The 21,645-nt window shown below is 73.5% G+C and carries 19 protein-coding genes; 14 read left to right on the forward strand and 5 right to left on the reverse strand.

The features are described from left to right. The first annotated feature begins 7 nt into the window (after positions 1-7). The 4 genes from B1H19_RS29525 (at position 8) to B1H19_RS29540 (ending at position 4,057) form a co-directional block, all read left to right on the forward strand. Positions 8-706, forward strand: a complete 699-nt coding sequence (locus B1H19_RS29525) for a response regulator transcription factor (RefSeq protein ID WP_083107764.1) — start codon at positions 8-10, stop codon at positions 704-706. Between the two features lie 16 nt (positions 707-722). After that, complete coding sequence (locus tag B1H19_RS29530; protein WP_083107765.1) at positions 723-2,138, forward strand: sensor histidine kinase; 1,416 nt, start codon at positions 723-725, stop codon at positions 2,136-2,138. Positions 2,139-2,376: 238 nt separating this feature from the next. Next, the gene (locus tag B1H19_RS29535; protein ID WP_083107766.1) at positions 2,377-2,580 is read left to right on the forward strand and encodes a cold-shock protein; all 204 of its coding nucleotides are present in this window, start codon (positions 2,377-2,379) and stop codon (positions 2,578-2,580) included. A gap of 94 nt (positions 2,581-2,674) precedes the next feature. Further along, positions 2,675-4,057 (forward strand): DEAD/DEAH box helicase, encoded by a 1,383-nt coding sequence (locus B1H19_RS29540; RefSeq protein WP_083107767.1) that lies wholly within the window; start codon positions 2,675-2,677, stop codon positions 4,055-4,057. Positions 4,058-4,072: 15 nt separating this feature from the next. Here the strand turns inward: B1H19_RS29540 and B1H19_RS29545 are convergent, their stop codons facing one another. Further along, positions 4,073-5,071, reverse strand: a complete 999-nt coding sequence (locus B1H19_RS29545) for a TAXI family TRAP transporter solute-binding subunit (RefSeq protein ID WP_083107768.1) — start codon at positions 5,069-5,071, stop codon at positions 4,073-4,075. A gap of 55 nt (positions 5,072-5,126) precedes the next feature. Then, positions 5,127-6,029, reverse strand: a complete 903-nt coding sequence (locus tag B1H19_RS29550) for a LysR family transcriptional regulator (RefSeq protein ID WP_083107769.1) — start codon at positions 6,027-6,029, stop codon at positions 5,127-5,129. A gap of 158 nt (positions 6,030-6,187) precedes the next feature. Between B1H19_RS29550 and B1H19_RS29555 the strand changes: the two genes are divergently transcribed. Together B1H19_RS29555 and B1H19_RS29560 are read left to right on the forward strand one after the other, a co-directional pair. Next, on the forward strand, positions 6,188-6,829 hold the full coding sequence (locus tag B1H19_RS29555) for a maleylpyruvate isomerase family mycothiol-dependent enzyme (RefSeq protein ID WP_083107770.1): 642 nt from the start codon (positions 6,188-6,190) through the stop codon (positions 6,827-6,829). Between the two features lie 125 nt (positions 6,830-6,954). Beyond that, on the forward strand, positions 6,955-8,187 hold the full coding sequence (locus B1H19_RS29560; protein ID WP_083107771.1) for an FAD-dependent oxidoreductase: 1,233 nt from the start codon (positions 6,955-6,957) through the stop codon (positions 8,185-8,187). A 15-nt stretch (positions 8,188-8,202) separates the two neighbouring features. Here B1H19_RS29560 and B1H19_RS29565 read toward each other — a convergent pair whose 3' ends face one another. After that, positions 8,203-8,931: a TetR/AcrR family transcriptional regulator C-terminal domain-containing protein gene (locus B1H19_RS29565; protein WP_083107772.1), complete on the reverse strand. Its 729-nt coding sequence runs from the start codon at positions 8,929-8,931 to the stop codon at positions 8,203-8,205. A gap of 226 nt (positions 8,932-9,157) precedes the next feature. Between B1H19_RS29565 and B1H19_RS29570 the strand changes: the two genes are divergently transcribed. After that, positions 9,158-10,855, forward strand: coding sequence for an FAD-dependent monooxygenase (locus B1H19_RS29570; RefSeq protein WP_083107773.1), 1,698 nt, complete (start codon positions 9,158-9,160; stop codon positions 10,853-10,855). Here the strand turns inward: B1H19_RS29570 and B1H19_RS29575 are convergent. Beyond that, entirely contained in the window at positions 10,836-11,762 is a 927-nt protein-coding gene (locus tag B1H19_RS29575) for a 4Fe-4S domain-containing protein (RefSeq protein ID WP_083107774.1), read from the reverse strand. The genes B1H19_RS29570 and B1H19_RS29575 overlap by 20 nt on opposite strands. A gap of 249 nt (positions 11,763-12,011) precedes the next feature. Here B1H19_RS29575 and miaB point away from each other — a divergent pair, with 249 nt between their 5' ends. Together miaB and B1H19_RS29585 are read left to right on the forward strand one after the other, a co-directional pair. Next, on the forward strand, positions 12,012-13,529 hold the full coding sequence (gene miaB, locus B1H19_RS29580) for a tRNA (N6-isopentenyl adenosine(37)-C2)-methylthiotransferase MiaB (RefSeq protein WP_083107775.1): 1,518 nt from the start codon (positions 12,012-12,014) through the stop codon (positions 13,527-13,529). An 89-nt stretch (positions 13,530-13,618) separates the two neighbouring features. Then, entirely contained in the window at positions 13,619-14,332 is a 714-nt protein-coding gene (locus tag B1H19_RS29585) for a class III extradiol dioxygenase subunit B-like domain-containing protein (protein ID WP_083107776.1), read from the forward strand. Here the strand turns inward: B1H19_RS29585 and B1H19_RS29590 are convergent. Then, positions 14,329-14,682, reverse strand: a complete 354-nt coding sequence (locus B1H19_RS29590; protein ID WP_083107777.1) for a hypothetical protein — start codon at positions 14,680-14,682, stop codon at positions 14,329-14,331. The two genes, B1H19_RS29585 and B1H19_RS29590, sit on opposite strands and share 4 nt — an antisense overlap. A 189-nt stretch (positions 14,683-14,871) precedes the next feature. Here B1H19_RS29590 and miaA point away from each other — a divergent pair, with 189 nt between their 5' ends. From miaA to B1H19_RS29615, 5 genes are all read left to right on the forward strand, one after another. Further along, complete coding sequence (gene miaA / locus B1H19_RS29595; RefSeq protein WP_083109948.1) at positions 14,872-15,810, forward strand: tRNA (adenosine(37)-N6)-dimethylallyltransferase MiaA; 939 nt, start codon at positions 14,872-14,874, stop codon at positions 15,808-15,810. 108 nt (positions 15,811-15,918) lie between these two features. Then, positions 15,919-16,527 (forward strand): hypothetical protein, encoded by a 609-nt coding sequence (locus tag B1H19_RS29600; RefSeq protein ID WP_083107778.1) that lies wholly within the window; start codon positions 15,919-15,921, stop codon positions 16,525-16,527. A 55-nt stretch (positions 16,528-16,582) separates the two neighbouring features. Next, a complete protein-coding gene (dapF, locus tag B1H19_RS29605; protein ID WP_237289554.1) occupies positions 16,583-17,455 on the forward strand; it encodes a diaminopimelate epimerase in 873 nt (290 codons plus the stop codon). Positions 17,456-17,626: 171 nt separating this feature from the next. Then, positions 17,627-19,798 (forward strand): RelA/SpoT family protein, encoded by a 2,172-nt coding sequence (locus B1H19_RS29610; protein WP_083107780.1) that lies wholly within the window; start codon positions 17,627-17,629, stop codon positions 19,796-19,798. Positions 19,799-19,936: 138 nt separating this feature from the next. Continuing rightward, the gene (locus B1H19_RS29615) at positions 19,937-21,535 is read left to right on the forward strand and encodes a M1 family metallopeptidase (protein ID WP_083107781.1); all 1,599 of its coding nucleotides are present in this window, start codon (positions 19,937-19,939) and stop codon (positions 21,533-21,535) included. Positions 21,536-21,645 lie beyond the last annotated feature (110 nt).

The following is a 21,645-nucleotide window of genomic DNA, read 5'->3' on the forward strand; positions in this document are numbered from 1 at the left end:
GAGGCCGATGAAACTGCTGCTCGTCGAGGACGACGACCATGTCGCCGCGGCCCTGTCCGCGGTGCTGGCCCGGCACGGCCTGGAGGTACGGCACGCCCGCAGCGGCGAGGAGGCGCTCCAGGCCCTGCTGCCCGACCCCGGTGCGGACGAGTTCGCCGTGGTGCTCCTCGACCTCGGCCTGCCCGACCAGGACGGCTTCGAGGTCTGCGGCCGGATACGGAAGGTCAGCAGCACCCCGGTGATCATGGTCACCGCACGCTCCGACGTCCGCTCGCGCATCCACGGCCTCAACCTCGGCGCCGACGACTACGTCGTCAAGCCCTACGACACCGGCGAACTGCTCGCCCGTATCCACGCCGTCAGCCGGCGCAGGTCCGGCGCCGAGCAGCCGGCCGCCGAGGGCTCCCTGCGCCTGGGCGCCGTCACCCTCGAACTCCCCACCCGCCAGGTGTCGGTGGACGGCACCGCCGTGCCGCTCACCCGCAAGGAGTTCGACCTGCTGGCGCTGCTCGCCCAGCGCCCCGGGGTGGTCTTCCGCCGGGAGCAGATCATCAGCGAGGTGTGGCGCACCAGCTGGGAGGGCACCGGCCGCACCCTGGAGGTGCACATCGCCTCGCTGCGCGCCAAACTGCGGATGCCCGCACTGATCGAGACCGTACGGGGCGTGGGCTACCGCCTCGTCGCCCCCGCCTCCCCGGCCTCCTGAAGGCCGCCCCGACCCCGTGCGCACCCGACTCCTTCCCCTGCTCATCGTCCTGATGACCGCGGTACTGCTCGCGCTCGGCTTCCCGCTCGCCATGATCACCGCGGGGGTGGAGCAGCAGAAGGTGGTCGTCGACCGGATCGACGACGCCGCGCGGTTCGCCGCCCTCGCCCAGTTCGTCACCGCCCGCCCCGCCGCGGGCAACGCCACCAAGAGCCCCGACGAGGGCGAACGGCGCGCCACCCTGGGCGCCGAACTCGCCCGCTACTACGACCTCTACGGCATCCGCGCCGGCGTCTTCTACCGCGACCGCAAGCCGATGTGCGCGGCCCCCCGCGGCCTGACCGTCGCCCGCGACGGCGAGGCGGCGCAGGCGTTCAGCGAGGCCCTCGCCGGCCGCCGCAGCCACGACCCGCACCAGATCTGGCCCTGGGACGAAAATGGCCGGATTCCGGTCGCCTCGCCCGTCATCCGCGACGGTGATGTGGTAGCGGTGGTCGTCACCGACTCGCCCACCGACCAGTTGCGCTCGCGCATTCTGCGCGGCTGGCTGGTGATCGCGGCCGGGGAGTGCGTGGCCATGCTCGTCGCCCTCGCCGCGGCCTTCCGGCTGACCGGCTGGGTGCTGCGGCCCGTACGGGTGCTGGACGCCGCCAGCCACGACATCGCCACCGGCCGGATGAAGGCCCGCGTCGCCGCCACCGCCGGACCGCCCGAACTGCGGCGGCTGGCCCGCTCGTTCAACGAGATGGCCGACCACGTCGAGGACGTCCTGGAGCAACAGCGCGCCTTTGTCGCCGACGCCTCCCACCAGCTGCGCAACCCCCTGTCCGCCCTGCTGCTGCGCATCGAGCTGCTGGCCCTCGAACTCCCCGACGGCAACGAGGAGATCGCCTCGGTCCGCACCGAGGGCACCCGCCTCGCCCGGGTCCTGGACGACCTCCTGGGCCTGGCCCTGGCCGAACACACCGCCGCCGACCTCCAGCTCACCGACATCGCCGCGCTCGCCGCCGAACGCGTCGACTCCTGGCGCCCGCTCGCCGACGACAAGGGCGTACGGCTGACGTACGAGGGCCACAGCGCGGTCACCGGCTGGGCCGACCCCGTGGCGCTCTCCAGCGCCCTGGACGCCGTCGTCGACAACGCCCTGAAGTTCACCCCGCCCGACGAGCCGGTCACCGTCGCCGTCGCACCCGACGGCGAGCGGGTCACCATCACCGTCACCGACCGCGGACCGGGCCTGACCGACGACGAACTCGCCCGGATCGGCGACCGGTTCTGGCGCAGCAGCCGCCACCAGAACGTCTCCGGCTCGGGCCTGGGCCTGTCGATCACCCGCGCCCTGCTCGCCGCGGGCGGCGCGGACATCGCCTACGGCCCGCATCCGCCGCACGGCCTGAAGGTCACCGTCACGGTGCCGCGCACCGGTTCGTGATCCAGCGGTGCTCCAGGCCGCGATCCGGCCCGTGACCTGCGGCGGGACGGCTGTGCTACGGTAGGCATCGTTGCAGTTGTGGTACCCATGAACGTTGTGCGCGCCCGGTGGCTGGAAGCCCCGGGCGTTCCTTGTTTCCCGGACGTGTTCCGGTGTGGGGCGATCATCTCGGAACGAATCTCGACCAACACGGGGGCCGCACGGTGCGGCTCCCAGTTGCCCCATGAAGGAGAAACACATGGCTTCCGGCACCGTGAAGTGGTTCAACTCGGAAAAGGGCTTCGGCTTCATCGAGCAGGACGGCGGCGGCCCCGACGTCTTCGCCCACTACTCGAACATCCAGTCCCAGGGCTTCCGTGAGCTCCTCGAGGGCCAGAAGGTCACCTTCGACGTGACCCAGGGCCCCAAGGGCCCGCAGGCGGAGAACATCGTCGCCGCCTGACGCCTGCGCGTCTCGCGGACGGGGCCCGCACCGGACACCCCGGTGCGGGCCCCGTTCCGTCTCCGTAGGGGACCACCCCTTCCCCTACGCCCCCATCCGCTTCCCTGAAGGGCTTTTCGTGACCCGAGTGTCCGCACCGCGACCGAGCGCCGCCCCGAAGACGTCCGCCCCGGCGCCTTCCGACCCGCCCGCCGGCTCCTTCGACGAGCTGCCGCTGGCACCGGCCCTCCTGACCGCGCTGCGGGACCAGGGTCTGAGCACGCCGTTCCCCATCCAGGCCGCCACCCTGCCCGCGACCCTCGCCGGCCGCGACGTCCTCGGGCGCGGCCGCACCGGCTCGGGCAAGACCCTCGCCTTCGGGCTCGCCCTGCTCAGCCGTACGGCGGGCCGGCGCGCGCAGAGCAAGCGGCCCCTCGCGCTGGTCCTCGTCCCCACCCGCGAACTCGCCGGCCAGGTCACCGACGCGCTCGCGCCGTACGCCACGGCGCTGGGCCTGCGCACCGCCACCGTCGTCGGCGGCACCTCCCTCAACCGCCAGGCCGACACGCTGCGCCGCGGCGCCGAGGTCCTGGTCGCCACGCCCGGGCGGCTCGCCGATCTGCTGGACCGGGGGGCCTGCGCGCTCGACGACGTGGCGATCACCGTCCTCGACGAGGCCGACCAGATGACCGACATGGGCTTTCTGCCGCAGGTCACCCGGCTGATGCAGAAGGTGGCCCCGGACGGCCAGCGGATGCTGTTCTCCGCCACCCTCGACCGCAATGTCGACAAACTCGTCCGCCGCTTCCTGACCGACCCGGTCACCCGCTCCGTGGACCCCTCGGCCGCGACCGTCACCACCATGGAGCACCACGTCCTGTACGTGGACGACGACGTCAAGCGAGCCACCGCCGCCGAGATCGCCGCCCGCGAGGGCCGGGTGATCATGTTCGTGGACACCAAGCGCGGCGCCGACCGGCTCACCAAGCATCTGCTCGCCCAGGGCGTACGGGCCGCGGCGCTGCACGGCGGCAAGTCCCAGCCGCAGCGCACCCGCACCCTGGAGCAGTTCCGCACCGGCGTGGCCTCCGTGCTGATCGCCACCAATGTCGCCGCCCGCGGGATCCACATCGACGGCCTCGACCTCGTCGTCAACGTCGATCCGCCCACGGAGGCCAAGGACTATCTGCACCGCGGCGGCCGCACCGCCCGGGCCGGCGAGTCCGGCACCGTCGTCACCCTGGTCACCCCGGCCCAGCGGCGCGATATGACCCGCCTGATGCGCCAGGCCAAGATCACCCCGGCCACCGCCACGGTCCGCCCCGGCCACGCCGACCTGATACGGATCACCGGCGCCCGCACCCCCACCGGCACCCCCGTCCAGCTCACCCCGCCCGCCCCGTCCCCGGCGCCCGCCGCCCCCGGCACCGCCCGGCGCCGACGCCCCCGTCGCGGTCGCCCGTCGCGACGTCCGGCCCAGAGCTCCAAGGGGGCGTAGGGCGCCCCGGGCGCTCTACGGCTTGACCGACAGGTAGTACCGCCGGGCCCCCCGGTGCAGCGGCAGCGGATCGGTGAACACCGCCGTGCGCAGGTCCACATGCTGTGCGGCATGCACCTCGCGGCCGATCCAGTCGCGGCTGTCGATGACGGTGCGGGTCATGCCGAAGGTCAGCGCGGCGTCCTCGCGGTCCGTCGTCACCAGCAGGTTCGCCACCGCGATGGTCTTCACCGCCTGTCCGTTCTGCACCTTCGGATAGGCATCGGCGGGCATCGCCGCCGCCCGGTAGTAGCGCGTGGGCTCGCCCTGCGCATGCAGGGCGTCGCTGAGATCGCCGAGCTGGACCAGCCGGATCGGGTACTGCCGCGCAAGGCGCTGGACCGCGGTGGTCGGCAGGCCGCCCGACCAGAAGAACGCGTCCAGCTTGCCCTGCCGGAGCAGGGTCGGCATGCGGTCGATGCCGACCCGTACCGGCTGGATGTCCTTGTCGAAGTCCAGCCCGGCCGCCGTCAGCAGCCGCCGGGTGATCAGCTGGACGCCGGAGCCGTCCGAGCCGACCCCCACCCGCAGCCGCCGCAGCTGCTTCGCCGAGTGGACCGCCGAGCCCTTGGGCACCACCAGCTGCATGTAGTCGTCGTACAGCCGCGCACAGGCCCGCAGCCGGTCCGCGCCCGGCTCGTGCCGGGCTTGGTAGGTGGAGACCGCGTCCGCCGTCGCGATGGTGAACTCCGCGTGCCCGCTGACCAGTTGGCGCAGATTGTCGATCGAGCCCTCGCTGCGCGTCAGCCGCAGATCCACATCCGGCATATCGCGCGCCAGCTCCTGCTTCAGCAGCTCCCCGTAGCGCGCGTACACCCCCGTCGGCACCCCGGTCGCCAGCGTCACCCGCCCGCCCGGTGCGCGCTCGCCGCCCATCGACAGCAGCCACCACGCCACCAGGGCGAGCGCGACCAGCGCCGCGCACGCCACCTGGAGCGTCCGGCGGCCGGATATTCGGGGCAATGCGGAGACCATGGGCGGGATCCTGCCATTACCGGGCCGCCAGGGGGAGGGGAGGTACTCCACCGTGCTACCGGAGGGCCGCCCGCAGCCGTTCCAGCAGGGCCCTGGCCGCGGGCCCGGACGGCCCGCCCGACCGCCAGACCAGCGCGATCCGGCCACGTGGCCGCGGCTCCCCGGCGAGCGGCAGGGTACGCAGCCCGTACTCCCGCGCCGCTTCGGCCGGCAGATCCGGTACGACGGCCACCCCCAGACCCCGCGCGGCGAGCTGCGCCAGCAGATGCGGTGAGGCCGCCTCGAAGGCGATACGGGGCCGGAATCCGGCCGCCGCACAGAGCCGTTCGAGCACCGCGCGCAGCCCCGTACCGGATGGCAGGCTGATCAGCGGGCGGCCGCGGAGCGCGGTGGGCGGCAGCTCCGTACGGCCCGGGGGCGCCACCAGCGGGTCGTCCGGCGCGACCGCGGCGACCAGCGGCACATCCAGCACGAGCTGGGCCGAGATGCCCGGCGGCGGCTCGTCCGCCAGGCCGATCACCGCGATGTCCAGCTCGCCGCCGCGCAGCGCCGCCAGCATCCGCTCGGTGGTGTCCTCGGTGAGGGCCATCTCGACCGCGGGATGGGCGTCGTGGAAGTCCGCCAGCAGGGACGCCAGATCGAAGCGGCCGGCGGCGGCCCCGGAGACCACCCCGAGGGCGACCCGCCCCCGCAGCAGCCCGGTGAACTCCGCCACCGTCTCGCGCACCCCCTCGACCGCCGCGAGCGCCGCCCGCGCATAGGGCAGGACGGCCTCGCCCACCTCCGTCGGCGTCACCCGCCCGCCGGACCGGTCCAGCAGCGGCTGCCCCAGCTCCCGCTCCAGCTGCCGGATCTGCGCGCTCACCCCCGGCTGCGCCAGATGCAGTCGGGCCGCGGCGCGGGTGAAGTTCGCCTCCTCCACCACGGCGACGAAGTACGCCAGCTGCCGAAGTTCCATGAGCGCTCCCTCACCACCGGTCTCGATGGCCACGTCATCACTAATGCTTCTGACCGCAAGAAGATCAGTCTCTTGGACTTATACCTGCCGGGCCGACAGGCTGAAGGGGCGGCCCCGACCTACGTGCCTGGTCAACGGCCAGGGGGAGGAGACCATCCATGGACAGTGGCAAAGACACCACCGCGGCCGTCAAGGCCGCCATCGCCGCCGAACGCCGGGATCTGGCGGACCTGTTGGACGCCCTGCCGTCCGCGGCCTGGGACGCGCCGAGCCTGTGCGCGGGGTGGCGGGTGCGGGAGGTCGCCGCCCATATGTCGATGGGGTTCCGGTACCCCTTCGGTCGGCAGGCGCGCGAACTCCTCAAGGCCCGCGGCAACCTCCACCGCATGACCGACCGCCTCGCCCGCCACGACGCGGCCACCGCCTCGCCACGGCAACTGGCCGCCTTCCTCCGGGACAACGCGGACCACCCCTGGAAGCCGCCGTTCGGCACGCCCGCTCTGGCCCTGGGGCACGACGTCGTCCACGGCCTGGACATCGCGCTTCCCCTGGACCTTCGCCGCCGCGTCCCCGAGGACCGGCTGCGCATCGTCCTGGACACGGTCAGCCCGCGCTCCGCGAAGTTCTTCGGCGCCGCGCTCTCGGGCGTCGCCCTGCACGCCGACGACCTCGACTGGTCCTTCGGCAGCGGTACGCCCCTGTACGGCGCCGCGCAGGACCTGCTGCTCGTCGCCTTCGGGCGCACGCTGCCGGCGGGCCGCCTCCAGGGCGAGGCGAGCGGGCGGTTCACCGCCGCCTGACGGCTGCGGCGCCCGTGCGGCACCGCGCCCCGCCCCGTTTCCTCCGCCCGTCCGCGCGGAACGTCTCCCCTGTGGGGCGCCTCCCATCGTGGGGAGCCTCCGCCACCGTGAAGGGAGCCGTTGCGATGGAGCGGACCACCTGCTGTGTGGTCGGCGGCGGGCCCGCCGGCATGGTCCTCGGCCTGCTGCTGGCCCGTGCCGGTGTGGACGTCACCGTCCTGGAGAAGCACGGGGACTTCCTCCGCGACTTCCGCGGCGACACCGTGCACCCCTCCACCCTGGCGCTGCTGGACGAGCTGGGACTGGGGCAGCGGTTCGCCCGGCTGCCGCAGCGGCGGGTGACGACCGTGCAGCTGCCGCTCGGCAGCGACGGCACCCTGGTCACCGTCGGGGACATCGGCGCGCTGCACGGCAGGTTCAACTACATCGCGATGGTGCCGCAGTGGGATCTGCTCGACCTCCTGGCGGACGAGGCCCGGCGCGAGCCGTCCTTCTCCGTCCGGATGAACACCGAGGCGACCGGCTTCCTGAGGGAGCGCGGCCGCATCACCGGCGTGCGCTACCGCACCGCGGACGGCCGCACCGGGGAACTGCGGGCCACGCTGACCGTCGCCTGCGACGGCCGCGCCTCGCTCGCCCGGTCGCTTCCCGAACTCGCCCTGCGCAGCTTCGCCTGCCCGATGGACGCATGGTGGTTCCGGCTGCCGCGGCGCGACGGCGATCCGCGCGGGCTCGTGGGCGGCGTCGGCGAACGGCTGCTCGCCGCCCTGATCGACCGCGGCGACTACTGGCAGTGCGCCGCCCTGATCCCCAAGGGAAGCGACGCCGAGCGCCGCGCCGCCGGTCTCGAACCGTTCCTGCGCAGCTATGCGGCCGCCGCCCCCTGGCTCGGGGACAGGGTGCGGGCGCTGCGCTCCTGGGACGAGGTCAAGCTGCTCGACGTACGGCTCGACCGACTGCGGCGCTGGCACCGACCGGGGTTGCTCTGCCTCGGCGATGCCGCACATGCGATGTCCCCGGTCTTCGGCATCGGCATCAATCTCGCCGTCGAGGACGCGGTGGCCGCCGCCCGGTATCTCGTCGGGCCGCTGCGCGGGGGCACCGTGGGCCTGCGGGACGTCCGCGCCATCCAACGCCGCCGTTGGCCGACCGCGGCCCTGACCCAGGCGCTGCAACGCTTCGCCCATGCGCGGGTCATCGCGCCCGTACTGGCCGGGGAGGCGCCGTTCGGCAATCCCCGGCGGGCGCAGCGGATCGCCGAACGGCTCACCACCTCACGTCGGCTGAACCGGCTCCCGGCGTACTTCCTCGCCTATGGCGCCGTACGGGAACGCCCGCCGGCGGCGTCGGTGCGCTGAGCGGCCGGTGCCCCGCTACCCGGCGGAGGCCCCGCGCACCCGCGCCGCGACCCCGTCGAGCACACAGGCCAGACCGAACGCGAACTGCTCCTGCGGTGCGCGGTCCTCGGCCTCGACCACCCGGCGGGCGAACTGCGGGTAGGCGCCGCTCTCGACGACCTCGCGTATGTACGGCCCGACGCTCGCCCGCCACTGCTCCTCGGTCAGCCCGGACCGCCGCTGCGCCTGGAGCTCGGCGAGCTCCTGGGTGACCGCCCCGAAGACATACGCCATGACCGTGTCGACGACGCCCGTGGCGAGGGTGATGTCGGGGGTGAGGGCGGCGGCGGCGGTCAGCGCGAGGTCGTGCCGGCGCAGGGAGTTGGCGCCGAGCGCCGGACGGCCGGTGAGCTCGGAGCCGAGCCAGGGATGACGCAGCAGGGTGGCGCGGAGGTCCCCGGCTATGTTGGTGAGGTCGGCCCGCCAGTCCCCGGTCAGCGGGGGCGGCCCCGCCTCGCCGTGGACATCGTTGATCATCAGGTCCAGCAGCTCGTCCCGGCCGTCCACATAGCGGTAGAGCGAGGCGGTGCCGGAGTCGAGATCGGCGGCCACCCGGCGCATCGACAGCGCGTCCACCCCTTCGGTGTCGGCGATCACGATGGCCGCCTGCACGATCCGCTCCACGCTGGGGGCCTGGCGGCGCGGGGTGCGCCGGGCCTTCTGCCACACCAGGGGCGCCTCGGGCCCCTCCGTCGTCTCGGCCATCGCTTCTCCCCGTCCCGGTCGCCGTATGCCTCTTGACGTCTCTCACTGTCCGGACGTCTCTCGAAAGCTCTTGCGAACAGCGTACCGCAATGGCTACGCTGTTTCCATAACGCGAACACCGTATCCATAGCGGTATTCATCAGCCGTATTCATCGGCCGTATTCATCGGCCGTATTCATCACGGCGCCGCGGGCTCGGCCCGGCGGCACCCTCGGGGGGAGAAGCCATGCAGGAGATCCGCGTTCCCGTCCTGATCGCCGGAGGCGGCACGGTCGGTCTGTCGGCCGCACTGTTCCTGGCACACCACGGCATCGCGTCCCTGGTCGCGGAGAGCCAGGCCGGGCCGTCCTGTCATCCGCGGGCCACCGGACTCGGTCCCCGGACCGTGGAATTCCTGCGCGAGACCGGCATCGAGGAGGCGGTCGGCGCCGTTGCCGTCGATATGTCGACCGGCGGCCTCGGCAAGATTTCCGCCCGGACGCTGGCCGAGGCCGATCTGTCCGCCGCGGCGGCCGAGGAGGCGCCGGTGCTGCGGCACAGCTCCCCGGCGGGCGCGGAGGCGAGCCCGGCGGCGCTGCGCGGCACCTGCCCGCAGAACCGCCTCGACTCCGTCCTGCTGCCGGCCGCCTGCGAGCGCGGCGCGACGGTCCTGCACGGGGCCCGTCTGGTCTCCTTCGCCCAGGACGACGACGGCGTCACCGCGTTCCTCGACGTCCGCGAGGGCCCCGACGGCCCCGACGGGCACACCGTCCGCCAGACCGTCCGGGCGGACTATCTGGTGGCCGCGGACGGCGCGCGCAGCGGCGTGCGCAGCGCGCTCGGTATCGGCACCTCGGGCCCCGGCCCGCTCGGCGGCCACAACGTCAGCATCCTCTTCCGTGCCGACCTCGGCCCGTACACCCACGGGCGGTCGTTCGTCGCCTGCAACATCACCGCCCCCGAGGCGCCTGGCATGCTGGTGACGGTCGACGGCGAGAAGGAGTGGATCTTCCACACGCCGTACGACCCGGACGCCGGCCAGGCGCCCGAGGACTTCACCCCCGACCGGTGCCGGTCGCTGATCCGCGCCGCGATCGGCGCCCCCGGCCTCGACGCGGAGGTGCTCAGCACCTTGCCCTGGCGCCCCCGCGGCCTGCTCGCCGACCGCTTCCACGACGGGCGGGTGTTCCTGATCGGCGACGCGGCGCACACCATTCCGCCCGTGGGCGCGTTCGGTCTGAACACCGGCATCGCCGACGCCCACAACCTGGCCTGGAAACTGGCCGCCGTCCTGCGCGGCCAGGCCGGCCCCGCCCTGCTCGACAGCTACGAGGCCGAACGCCACCCCGTAGGAGCGCTCGTCCTGGAACAGGCCCTGCTGCGGCTCGCCGACCCCCGGCTGCACTGGGACCAGGGCCCCCTGGCCCCGGCGGCCCGCGCCGCGGCCGGAGCGCTCAACGCACCGGTGGTCCACCTCGGATACCGCTACGACTCCGCCGCGGTGATCGACCCGCAGCCGGACCTGCCCTCCCCCGAGGACCTCGCGCACAACCTGGACGGGACCCCCGGCTCCCGCCTCCCGCACCTGTGGCTCCAGCGGAACGGCCTGTCTCCCGGCGGTAGCCCGGGGAGGATCTCCACACTCGACCTGGTCCGCTCCCGTTTCACCCTGCTCACCGGCTCCGGCGGCGCCCCGTGGATCCCGGCGGCACGGGAGGCGGCGGACCGGCTCGGGGTGGATCTGCACGTGTTCCGGATAGCCCCCGGGGCCGAGGTGACCGACCCGGAAGGCCGCTGGCCGGGCATCGCCGGTCTCGCCGAGGACGGCGCGCTCCTCGTGCGCCCCGATCAGTTCGTCGCCTGGCGCGCCGCGGCCCTGCCCGACCACCCGGCCGAGGAACTGATACGCGTCCTCGGCCGGCTGCTCACCAGCGCACCGCGGTGAAGTCCACCGGACGCGGCCGCAACTCCCGTACGCGTGCGGTCAGTTGCCGCATCCGCTGTGCCATCTGCGGGGCGGGCAGCCGCTTACGGTCGCCGTGCCCGGCCAGCAGCCACTCGAACCGCAGCCGCCCGGCCGTACGCGCCAACGACGCGGCCAACTCCGTGATCGAGTACCACGTCACGCTGTCGGCCACCTCGATGTCGTCCGTCGTGCGCGACCAGTAGAAGCTGTCCCCGCTGAAGCAGTACCGCTCATCCGCCACATAGAGCACGCTTCCCCGGGTGTGGCCCGGTAGCGGGTGGGCGTGCACGCCCTCGGCGATCTCCACGGTCTCCGTCCCCCGCAGTACCCGGTCCGCATCGGGGGCCGCCTCCAGATCGCCCTCGTGGATCCACAGCCGGGCCCCGAACCGGTCGGCGTACCGGCGGCCGTGCGCCGCATGGTCGCGGTGGGTGAGCAGTACATCGGTGATCGGCCCGAGCCGCTCGTACCGTGTGGCCAGCGCCTCGCTCCAGCGCGGGGTGTCGATCATCATCCGGGCCCCCGAGGGCCGCCGCAGCAGAAAGGAGTTGGCCCCGGCGGTGTGCGGAGAGTTGTGCCCGCACAGGTGCACGGCGTCGTCGCCCGCGTCGAGCGGCAGCGGATACGGGTCCCGTACGGCCTCCAGCCGCCGGGACGGGTGCCGGACCGACCGCGAGGGGCAGGCGAACGCGGCCGCATACACCAGCCGCTCCTCCGCCTCCCCGCGTGGCTGCCGCACCACCATGGACCGTCCCCCGGCCTCTTCGATCAGCCCCGGCGCCAGCTGCCGCGCGACATCGCAGTTGGTGCAGCGGTCGTCGACGTACCAGCCGCCCGCGTCGCCGTCGCCGTGCACGCCGTCGCCCGTGTTCCCGTCCTGGTTCATGGTCGTCTCGCTCCCTGTGGGGCGCGGACCGGATGCGGGTCCGCGTGCCACGACTTTCCCTGGTGGCGGCCGGAAACGGGAAGGGGGGCAAGGGCTTGTGAGTTCGGGCCGGGACGTCTCTGACGGCGAAGAGAAATAGGCCATGAGCATGTCAAAATCGCGCCCCGGGTGGGCCGATGTGTCCCGTCGCTCAGTCCGCAGCCCGGCTGCCGTGGAGGAGTGCGCCCGGCGCCCCCTTAACCTTGAAGGATGACCAGCAGCAGCGACCGGAGCCAGGACGTGCGTTCTCCCAAGACCTATGCCATCCGCACCTACGGGTGCCAGATGAACGTTCATGACTCCGAGCGGTTGTCGGGTCTCCTGGAGGACGCCGGTTACGTCCGGGCGCCCAAGGATGCCGACGGGGCGGACGTGGTGGTCTTCAACACCTGTGCGGTGCGGGAGAACGCCGACAACCGGCTCTACGGGAACCTGGGGCAGCTCGCGCCCAAGAAGGCCGAGCGCCCCGGTATGCAGATCGCCGTGGGCGGCTGCCTGGCGCAGAAGGACCGCGACACCATCGTCAAGAAGGCCCCGTGGGTGGATGTGGTCTTCGGCACGCACAACATCGGTCAGCTGCCGGTCCTCCTGGAGCGCGCCCGTATCCAGGAGGAGGCGCAGGTCGAGATCGTCGAGTCGCTGGAGGCGTTCCCCTCGACGCTGCCCACCCGGCGCGAGAGCGCCTACGCGGCCTGGGTGTCGATCTCGGTCGGCTGTAACAACACCTGCACCTTCTGTATCGTCCCGGCGCTGCGCGGCAAGGAGAAGGACCGCCGGCCCGGCGACATCCTCGCCGAGGTCGAGGCGCTGGTCGCCGAGGGCGTCAGCGAGATCACCCTGCTCGGCCAGAACGTCAACGCCTACGGCTCCGACATCGGCGACCGCGAGGCGTTCTCCAAGCTGCTGCGCGCCTGCGGAAAGATCGAGGGCCTGGAGCGGGTCCGCTTCACCTCCCCACACCCGCGCGACTTCACCGACGACGTCATCGCCGCCATGGCCGAGACGCCCAACGTCATGCCGCAGCTGCACATGCCGTTGCAGTCCGGCTCCGACCGCGTCCTGAAGGCGATGCGCCGCTCGTACCGCCAGGAGCGCTTCCTCGGCATCATCGAGAAGGTGCGCGCCGCCATGCCGGACGCCGCCATCTCGACGGACATCATCGTCGGCTTCCCGGGCGAGACCGAGGAGGACTTCGAGCAGACCCTGCACACCGTCCGCGAGTCCCGCTTCGCGCAGGCCTTCACCTTCCAGTACTCCAAGCGCCCCGGTACCCCCGCCGCCGACATGGAGGGCCAGATCCCCAAGGCCGTCGTCCAGGAGCGCTACGAGCGGCTGGTCGCCCTCCAGGAGGAGATCTCCTGGGAGGAGAACAAGAAGCAGGTCGGCCGCACCCTGGAGGTCATGGTCGCGGAGGGCGAGGGCCGTAAGGACGACGCCACGCACCGGCTGTCCGGCCGCGCGCCCGACAACCGCCTGGTGCACTTCACCCGCCCCGACGAACCGGTCCGGCCCGGCGACATGGTGACCGTCGACGTCACCTACGCCGCCCCGCACCACCTCCTGGCCGAGGGCCCGGTCCGGTCCGTACGGCGCACCCGCGCCGGCGACGCCTGGGAGAAGCGCAACGCCGCGCCGGCCGAGAAGCCCCAGGGCGTCATGCTGGGCCTGCCGACCATCGGCGCACCCGCACCGAGCCCGGCACCCACGGCGGGCTGCGGCTGCGACTGACCGCCGTCGGGCCCTGACCGGGGACGATCCGTACCGACCCGGTGTTCTGCGCCGGGCCGGTGTTCCTGACGCCTTGTTAGGGTGCGGCCATGCTCGTAGCCGCCGCCATCTGCCCCTGTCCGCCGCTGCTCGTCCCGGAGGTCGCCGCCGGTGCCGCACCCGAGTTGGACACGCTGCGGGCCGCCTGCCTCGACGCGGTCGGGGTGCTGGCCGCCGCCCGGCCCGACCGGCTGATCGTCCTCGGCCCGGCCGAGCAGGCGGGGCGGGGCCCGCATCCGCAGGGCGCCCTCGGCTCGTTCCGCGGCTTCGGGGTGGACCTCGAGGTGTCCCTGGGCGCCGCGGACGACGAGGCACCCGAGCGCGAGCTCCCGCCCTCGCTGGCCGTCGGCGCCTGGCTGCTGACCCGCGCGGACTGGGACGACGCGCCCGTGGAAGGGCTGGGCGTGGGCGAACCGCTGACCCGCGACCGCTGCCTCCCGGTGGGCCGTGAGCTCGCCGCCTCCGCGCCCCGTATCGCGCTCCTGGTGATGGGCGACGGCAGTGCCCGGCGCTCCGTGAAGGCGCCGGGGTACTTCGACGAACGGGCCGAGGGGTTCGACGCGGCGGCGGCCCGTGCCCTGGGCTCCGCCGACACCGCCGCGCTCACCGCCCTCGACGAGGAACTCGCCGCCGACCTCCAGGCATCCGGCCGCGCCTGCTGGCAGGTCCTGGCGGGCGCGGCCCAGGGCGCGGACCTGCACGGCGAACTCCTGCACGAGGAGGCGCCGTACGGGGTCGGCTACTTCGTGGCGGCCTGGTCCTAGGCCCGGTCGTCGGCTTCGCTGTCGGCCGCCGCCGCGGCGGACTGCTGCCGCGGGATCCCGGGGCTTCCGGCGCCGACCGCCGTTTCGTCGCGCTCGGTGGCTCTCCCGGAACCGGAGGTCTTCGCGGCAGGCGCACCGGCCTCCGCAGCGTCGCCCGACGGGGCCTCTCCCGACTCCGGGGCGTCCCCGGACTCCAGCGCGTCCCCCGGCACCTCCCCGGCCTCCGCCGGATCCGACTCCGGTTCCGACACCGAGTCCGTTGCCGCCCCCGCCGACTCCCCGGCCTCGTCCGACGGCACCCCGCTCTCGCCCGACTCCTTGCGCCACCGCAACCGCGAAAACAACCCCATAACCGCTCCTAAGCGCCTATTCATGACTCATTCGGGTGAAATCCACCACAGCCCGGAGCGTCCCATTGCGCCGCCCGCGGGCGCCGGTTGTGCGCCGGCTCTCAGGACCTCGAACAGGCAACGAGGCCATACGTGACCCGTCACGTCGCTCGTTCGGGACGGGGGCGTGATGTTTGCGAGACTGGCGTGGTGAACACCGCCGTCCCCGCTCCGCGGGTCATTGCCGTCGTCGGCCCCACCGCGGCCGGAAAGTCCGATCTGGGCGTTGCGCTCGCCCGCCACCTGGGCGGCGAGGTCATCAACGCCGATTCCATGCAGCTCTACCGCGGCATGGACATCGGCACCGCCAAACTCACGCCCGAGGAGCGGCAGGGCATCCCGCACCGCCTCCTGGACATCTGGGACGTGACGGAGGCGGCCAGCGTCGCCGAGTACCAGCGGCTGGCCCGTGCCGAGATCGACCGGCTGCTGGCCGAGGGGCGTACGCCGGTGCTCGTCGGCGGCTCCGGCCTGTACGTACGCGGTGCCATCGACGCCCTCGACTTCCCCGGCACCGACCCCGAGGTGCGCGCCCGTCTGGAGGCCGAACTGGCCGAAGCGGGCAGCGGCGCCCTGCACGCCCGGCTGGCCGCCGCCGACCCGGAGGCCGCCCGCGCCATCCTGGCCAGCAACGGCCGCCGCATCGTGCGCGCCCTGGAGGTCATCGAGATCACCGGCCGTCCCTTCACCGCCAACCTCCCCAGCCACCAGGCCGTCTACGACACCCTGCAGATCGGCGTGGACGTGGAGCGCCCGGAGCTGGACGAGCGGATCGCGCGACGGGTCGACCGGATGTGGGACGCGGGCCTGATGGACGAGGTGCGGCGCCTGGAGGGCGAGGGGCTGCGCGAGGGCCGTACGGCGTCCCGGGCACTGGGCTATCAGCAGGTGCTCGCGCATCTGGCGGGGGAGTGCACGGAACAGGAGGCGCGCGAGGAGACGGTGCGCGCCACCAAGCGCTTCGCGCGCCGCCAGGATTCCTGGTTCCGCCGGGACCCGCGGGTCCACTGGCTCAGCGGCGCCGCGGACCGTCGGGCGGAGTTGCCGCGGCTGGCACTGGCGTTGCTCGAACGACCGGTCACAGCCTGATCACGTCCTGGCATCGGGACGCTCCGGCCGTCATCCGGGCCGCTGAGGGCGTGTCATCATCGACCTTCGATCGAGGCGTGCAGTCTGGAGTGGGGAGGGCGCGTGGCAATGGAGGCCGGCCCTCGCAACGGAGCCCGGGAACGGCACGGGCAGACGGACCGCCCGGACGGCACCGCACCGACGCCCCAGGACGGCCCGGACACCCATGAGGCCGTCGACGGCAGGGATGTCCTGGACCACCCGGCGGGCCCGAGCGACCCGGACGCCCCGGACGGTCTCGACGACCCGACGGATCTGGACGGCCCGGCCGCCCTGGAAGCCCCGGACCCTCTCGACGACCTGGTCGTCCCCCACCCCGGCGCTCCCGCCGAAGGCGGCGAGTCGTTCCGGGAGCTGCGCCCCCCGCGCCGGCTGCGGCTGTGGCAGCTCGCGCCGGTCGTGGTGCTCGCCTCCCTCGGCTCGCTGATGTTCGGGTTCCCGCTCGCGTTCGAGTTCGGCGGGGACGGCGGCGCCGTGATAGCGATGCTCGGTCTGCTGCTGTGCTGCTGCGCCGCGGGCTGGGGCATGATGGCCGCCCGCCGCGCCGGTCACACCTGGCCGGGGCTGCCCTCCCGGGGCTCCGGCCGCCGTGCCCGGTGGCACATCGTCGTCCTGTATGCCGCGGTGGTGGCCGTCCTGGCGGCCCTCGCCATCTGGCGGGTGGCCCGGCTGCGCTGACCGCGGCCGCACCCCGTACGGGCGTCCGGGCCCGTGCGCCCGTACGATTCAGCTTGTGACCACACCGCGTATCGCTTTCCTCAAGGGCCACGGCACCGAGAACGACTTCGTGATCGTTCCCGACCCCGAGGGCCGGCTCGACCTGTCCGCGGCCGCGGTCGCCCGGATCTGCGACCGGCGTGCCGGGCTCGGCGGTGACGGGCTGCTGCGCGTCGTACGGGCCGCGGCGCACCCGGAGGCGCGCGAGCAGGCGGGCGAGGCCGAGTGGTTCATGGACTACCGCAACGGCGACGGCTCCGTCGCCGAGATGTGCGGCAACGGCGTCCGCGTCTTCGTCCGCTACCTGCTGCACGCGGGCCTGGTGGAGGCGGGCGATGTGGCCATCGCCACCCGCGCCGGCGTGCGCCGGGTGCATCTGGCCAAGTCCGGCGATGTCACGGTCTCCATGGGGCGCGCCGAGCTCCCCGAGGAGGGCGTCACGGTCACCGTGGACGGCCGCAGCTGGCCGGCCCGTAACGTGAACATGGGCAATCCGCATGCGGTCGCCTTCGTCGAGGACCTCGCGCACGCCGGGCATCTGCGGGAGGCGCCGCCGTTCGCTCCGGCGTCGGTGTATCCGGACGGGGTGAACATCGAGTTCGTCGTCGACCGCGGTCCGCGCCATGTGGCGATGCGGGTGCACGAGCGCGGCTCGGGCGAGACCCGCTCCTGCGGCACCGGCGCCTGTGCGGTCGCGGTGGCCGCCGTACGCCGGGACGGCGCCGACCCCGCCGTGACCGGTCTGCCCGTCACCTACACCGTCGACGTCCTCGGCGGCAGCCTGTCGATCACCGAGCTGCCCGACGGCACGGTCGAGATGACCGGCCCGGCCGTGATCGTCGCCGAGGGGACCTTCGATCCGGACTGGCTGACCACAGCGCTCGCCTGACCGGGAGGACTTCGCCCGCGAATTCGCTCGAATGGGTGATCTGTTTCACTCTGAGCGAGAGGCGGTCAGCGGTGCGTGATGGGCTCGGTAGCATCAAGCACCGGCCCGGACGTTCCCATGTGATGCCGAGGGAGGGCGTCCCGCCGCCGGTCGACGCCGCCGGAGGTGCCCATGAGCGCAGAGGCCACTGACCCCGAGAGCCCGGACGCACCGGGGCGCAGGCGCGCCCGGCACCGGCCGGCCGTGCGGGGGCTGCGCCGTATCGGACGTGCCGCGCTGCTCGGGACGGCCGGCCGCCACGGCCTCCCCGACGCGCTCGAACACGTCGCCAAGGTGCACCGCCGCCACCACCCCGACGCCGATCTGGACATCCTGAGCAAGGCGTATGCGCTGGCCGAGTCCTCGCACCGCGGCCAGATGCGCAAGAGCGGCGAGCCGTACATCACCCACCCGCTGGCGGTCACCCTCATCCTCGCCGAACTGGGCGCGGAGACCACCACCTTGACCGCCTCCCTGCTCCACGACACCGTCGAGGACACGGAAGTGACGCTGGATCAGGTGCGGGAGCGGTTCGGCTCCGAGGTCTGCTATCTGGTCGACGGGGTCACCAAGCTGGAGAAGGTCGACTACGGCGCCGCCGCGGAGCCGGAGACCTTCCGCAAGATGCTCGTCGCCACCGGCAACGACGTGCGGGTGATGTCCATCAAGCTCGCCGACCGGCTGCACAACATGCGCACCCTCGGCGTGATGCGCCCCGAGAAACAGGCCCGGATCGCCAAGGTCACCCGCGATGTGCTCATTCCGCTCGCCGAACGGCTGGGAGTACAGGCGCTCAAGACCGAGCTGGAGGACCTGGTCTTCGCGATCCTGCACCCGGAGGAGTACGCCACCACCCGCCGCCTGGTCGCCGAGCACTCCGTCCGCCCCGACCCGCTCGCCGCCATCGCCGCACGGGTCCGTACGACCCTGGACGAGGCCAGGATCCCGGCCGAAGTCCTGGTGCGGCCGCGGCATTTCGTCTCCGTGCACCGGGTACGGCTGGCCCGCGGCGAGCTGACCGGCGCGGACCTGGGGCGGCTGTTGGTCCTGGTGACCGAGGACGCCGACTGCTATGCGGTCCTGGGGGAGCTGCACACCTGCTTCACCCCGGTGGTCTCCGAGTTCAAGGACTTCATCGCCGCCCCGAAGTTCAACCTCTACCAGTCGCTGCACACCGCCGTCTCCGGCGAGTTCGGCCAGATCGCCGAGACGCTGATCCGTACGCACCAGATGCACCGGGTCGCCGAGGCCGGGGTGATCGCGCTGGGCAATCCGTACGCCCCCACGGACGGCTCGGACGCACCGGACGGCGAACGGGCCGACCCGACCCGCCCGGGGTGGCTCTCCCGCCTCCTGGAGTGGCAGCGCACCACCCCCGACCCGGACACCTTCTGGACCTCGCTGCGCGACGACCTGGCGCAGGAGGGGGAGATCACCGTCTTCTGCACGGGCGGCCCGCCCGGCGGCCCCGCGGACGGCGCCATCGGCCTGCCCGCCGGGGCGAGCTGCGTCGACGCCGCCTACGCCCGGCACGGCGAGGCGGCGCACTGCTGCCTCGGCGCCCGGGTCAACGGCCGCCTCGCCACCCTCGCCACCGTCCTGCACGACGGCGACCGCCTGCACCTCCTGATGGCGCCCGACTCCGCCACCGGCCCGGCCCCCGAGTGGCTCGACCACGCCCGTACGCCCGCCGCCCGGCTCGCCATCTCCCGGTGGCTGTCGCGGCCCCCGGGGCAGGAGAGCGGCGAGCGCCCCCAGGAGCCGCCCCCGCCCGGCCCCGCCGCCTGCCCCGGAGCGGGCGCCCCGGCCGAGCCCACCCCCGCCGGCGTCCTGGCCGTCGCGGACCTGCCCGGCGCCTCCGTACGGCTGGCGGGCTGCTGCACACCGGTGCCGCCGGACAACGTCACCGGGTTCGCCGTACGGGGCGGCACGGTCACCGTGCACCGCGCCCTGTGCCCGGTCGTCGCGCGGATGGCGGCGACCGGCCGGCAGCCGGTCGGGGTGCGCTGGCGCTGTACGGACCGCACCGGGCACGGCTGCCGGGTGACCCTCCTGGCCGAAGCCTTCAGCCGGCCGCATCTGCTGGCCGACCTCACCGAGGCGATCGCCGCCCAGGGCGCCGCCGTGGTCTCCGCCGCCGTCGAGCCCCCGCATGAACAGCGGGTCCGCCACACCTACACGCTGCATCTGCCCAACGTCGCCGGGCTGCCGTCCCTGATGCGCGCGATGCGTGAGGTCCCGGGGGTCTTCGACGTGCTGCGCGCGGGCCGGGGCCGGCCGACGGGCGCACTGCGCGTCCGGTAGGCCCGCGCGCCCGCCCGTCGGACCGGACCTAGCAGTCCCGCACCCGGAGATGAGCCGGACGCCCGAACCTCCGCCCTTTCGGGTGCCGTTCTGCCGTGCCGTCCGCAAGGGCCGCGGTGGCGCTGATAGCCGTAATCCATGTCGCTTCCCTCGCGTCGACCGCCGTCCGATCCCGCCGCCACCCCGCCCCGCCCCGTAGGGCGGCGGAACCCGGCCCGGGCGGCCCGCCGGGCCGCCGTCCTCTCGCTGGCCGCCCTCACCCTCCTCGGCGCCGCCCCGCCCCCGGCCGCCCCCGGCGCCCTGGGCATCGGCGACCGGCTGTTCCCCACCCTCGGCAACCCCGGCTACGACGTCACCTCCTACCACGTCGACCTGGACTACTCCGGCCACAACGACCGGCCGCTGGATGCCGTCACCGAGATCACCGCCCGTGCCACCGAGGCCCTGGACCACGTCAACCTCGACTTCGCCCGCGGCACGGTCCGCTCCGTGGAGGTCGACGGCGCGCCCGCCGGCCACCAGCAGCACGGCGAGGACCTGGTGGTCACCCCCGTCGCCCCGATCACCGCCGGGGAGCAGCTGCACATCGTCGTACGGCACACCAGCGATCCGCGCGGATCGGGCGACGGCGGCTGGCTGCGCACCGGCGACGGACTGGCCATGGCCAACCAGGCCGACGCCGCACACCGCGTCTTCCCCTGCAACGACCACCCCTCCGACAAGGCGTACTTCACCTTCCGCATCACCACGCCCCAGGGAGTGACGGCCGTCGCCAACGGCGAGCCGGCCGGCCAGGAGAACCGCGGTCAGCGCCGCGTCTGGACGTACCGCACCGTCCACCCCATGGCCACCGAGCTGGCACAGGTCTCCGTGGGCCGCTCCACCGTGCTGCACGCCCGGGGGCCGAACGGCTTGCCGGTCCGCAGCGTCGTCCCGACCGCACAGCGCGCGGCGCTCGCCCCCTGGGTGGCCAAGACACCGGGCCAGCTCGCCTGGATGGAGCGCAAGGTCGGCCCCTACCCGTTCGAGAACTACGGGATGCTGATCGCGGACGCGCACACCGGCTTCGAGCTGGAGACCCAGACCCTCTCGCTCTTCGAGAGCCAGCTGTTCACCTCCGGACGGATGCCCGACTGGTACGTCGAGTCGGTCATGGTCCACGAGCTGGCCCACCAGTGGTTCGGCGACAGCGTCAGCCCCCGCCGCTGGTCCGACGTCTGGCTGAACGAGGCGCACGCCACCTGGTACGAGGCGCTCTACGCCCAGGAGAAGGGCGGCGCACGGGCCTCCCTGGACACGCGGATGCAGCGCGCCTACCAGGAGTCCGACGCCTGGCGCGCCGCCGGCGGACCGCCCGCGGAGCCCAAGCCCGCCAGCCCCGGCGAGAAGATCAGCATCTTCCGGCCCTCCATCTACGACGGCGGCGCCCTGGTCTTCTACGCCCTGCGGCACCGCATCGGTCCCGCCGCCTTCGACCGACTGGAGCGGACCTGGGTGCGCCGCCACCGCGACGGCGTCGCCGGTACCGCCGACTACGTCCGCCTGGCCTCGGAGATCTCCGGACAGGACCTGACCGACTTCTTCCACGGCTGGCTCTACGGCGACAAGACCCCGTCGATGCCGGGCCACCCCGAGTGGCGGTCGCAGCGCGCCGTACGGGCGCACCGACCGCCGGCCGGTGGGCCGTCCGAGGCACTGCGGGGGCCCCTCGCCGGAAATCGCCGGAAACCCGCGTGACGGGCGGTAACGGGCCGTGCGACCATCTTCGGGTCGACGCCCGACGGCCCGGCCGGGAATCTCCTGCACGGCTCGGACGTTGTGCTTGTCGAAGCCGCACGAGCAGCTGA

The organism is Streptomyces gilvosporeus, assembly GCF_002082195.1.
Taxonomy (GTDB): domain Bacteria; phylum Actinomycetota; class Actinomycetes; order Streptomycetales; family Streptomycetaceae; genus Streptomyces; species Streptomyces gilvosporeus.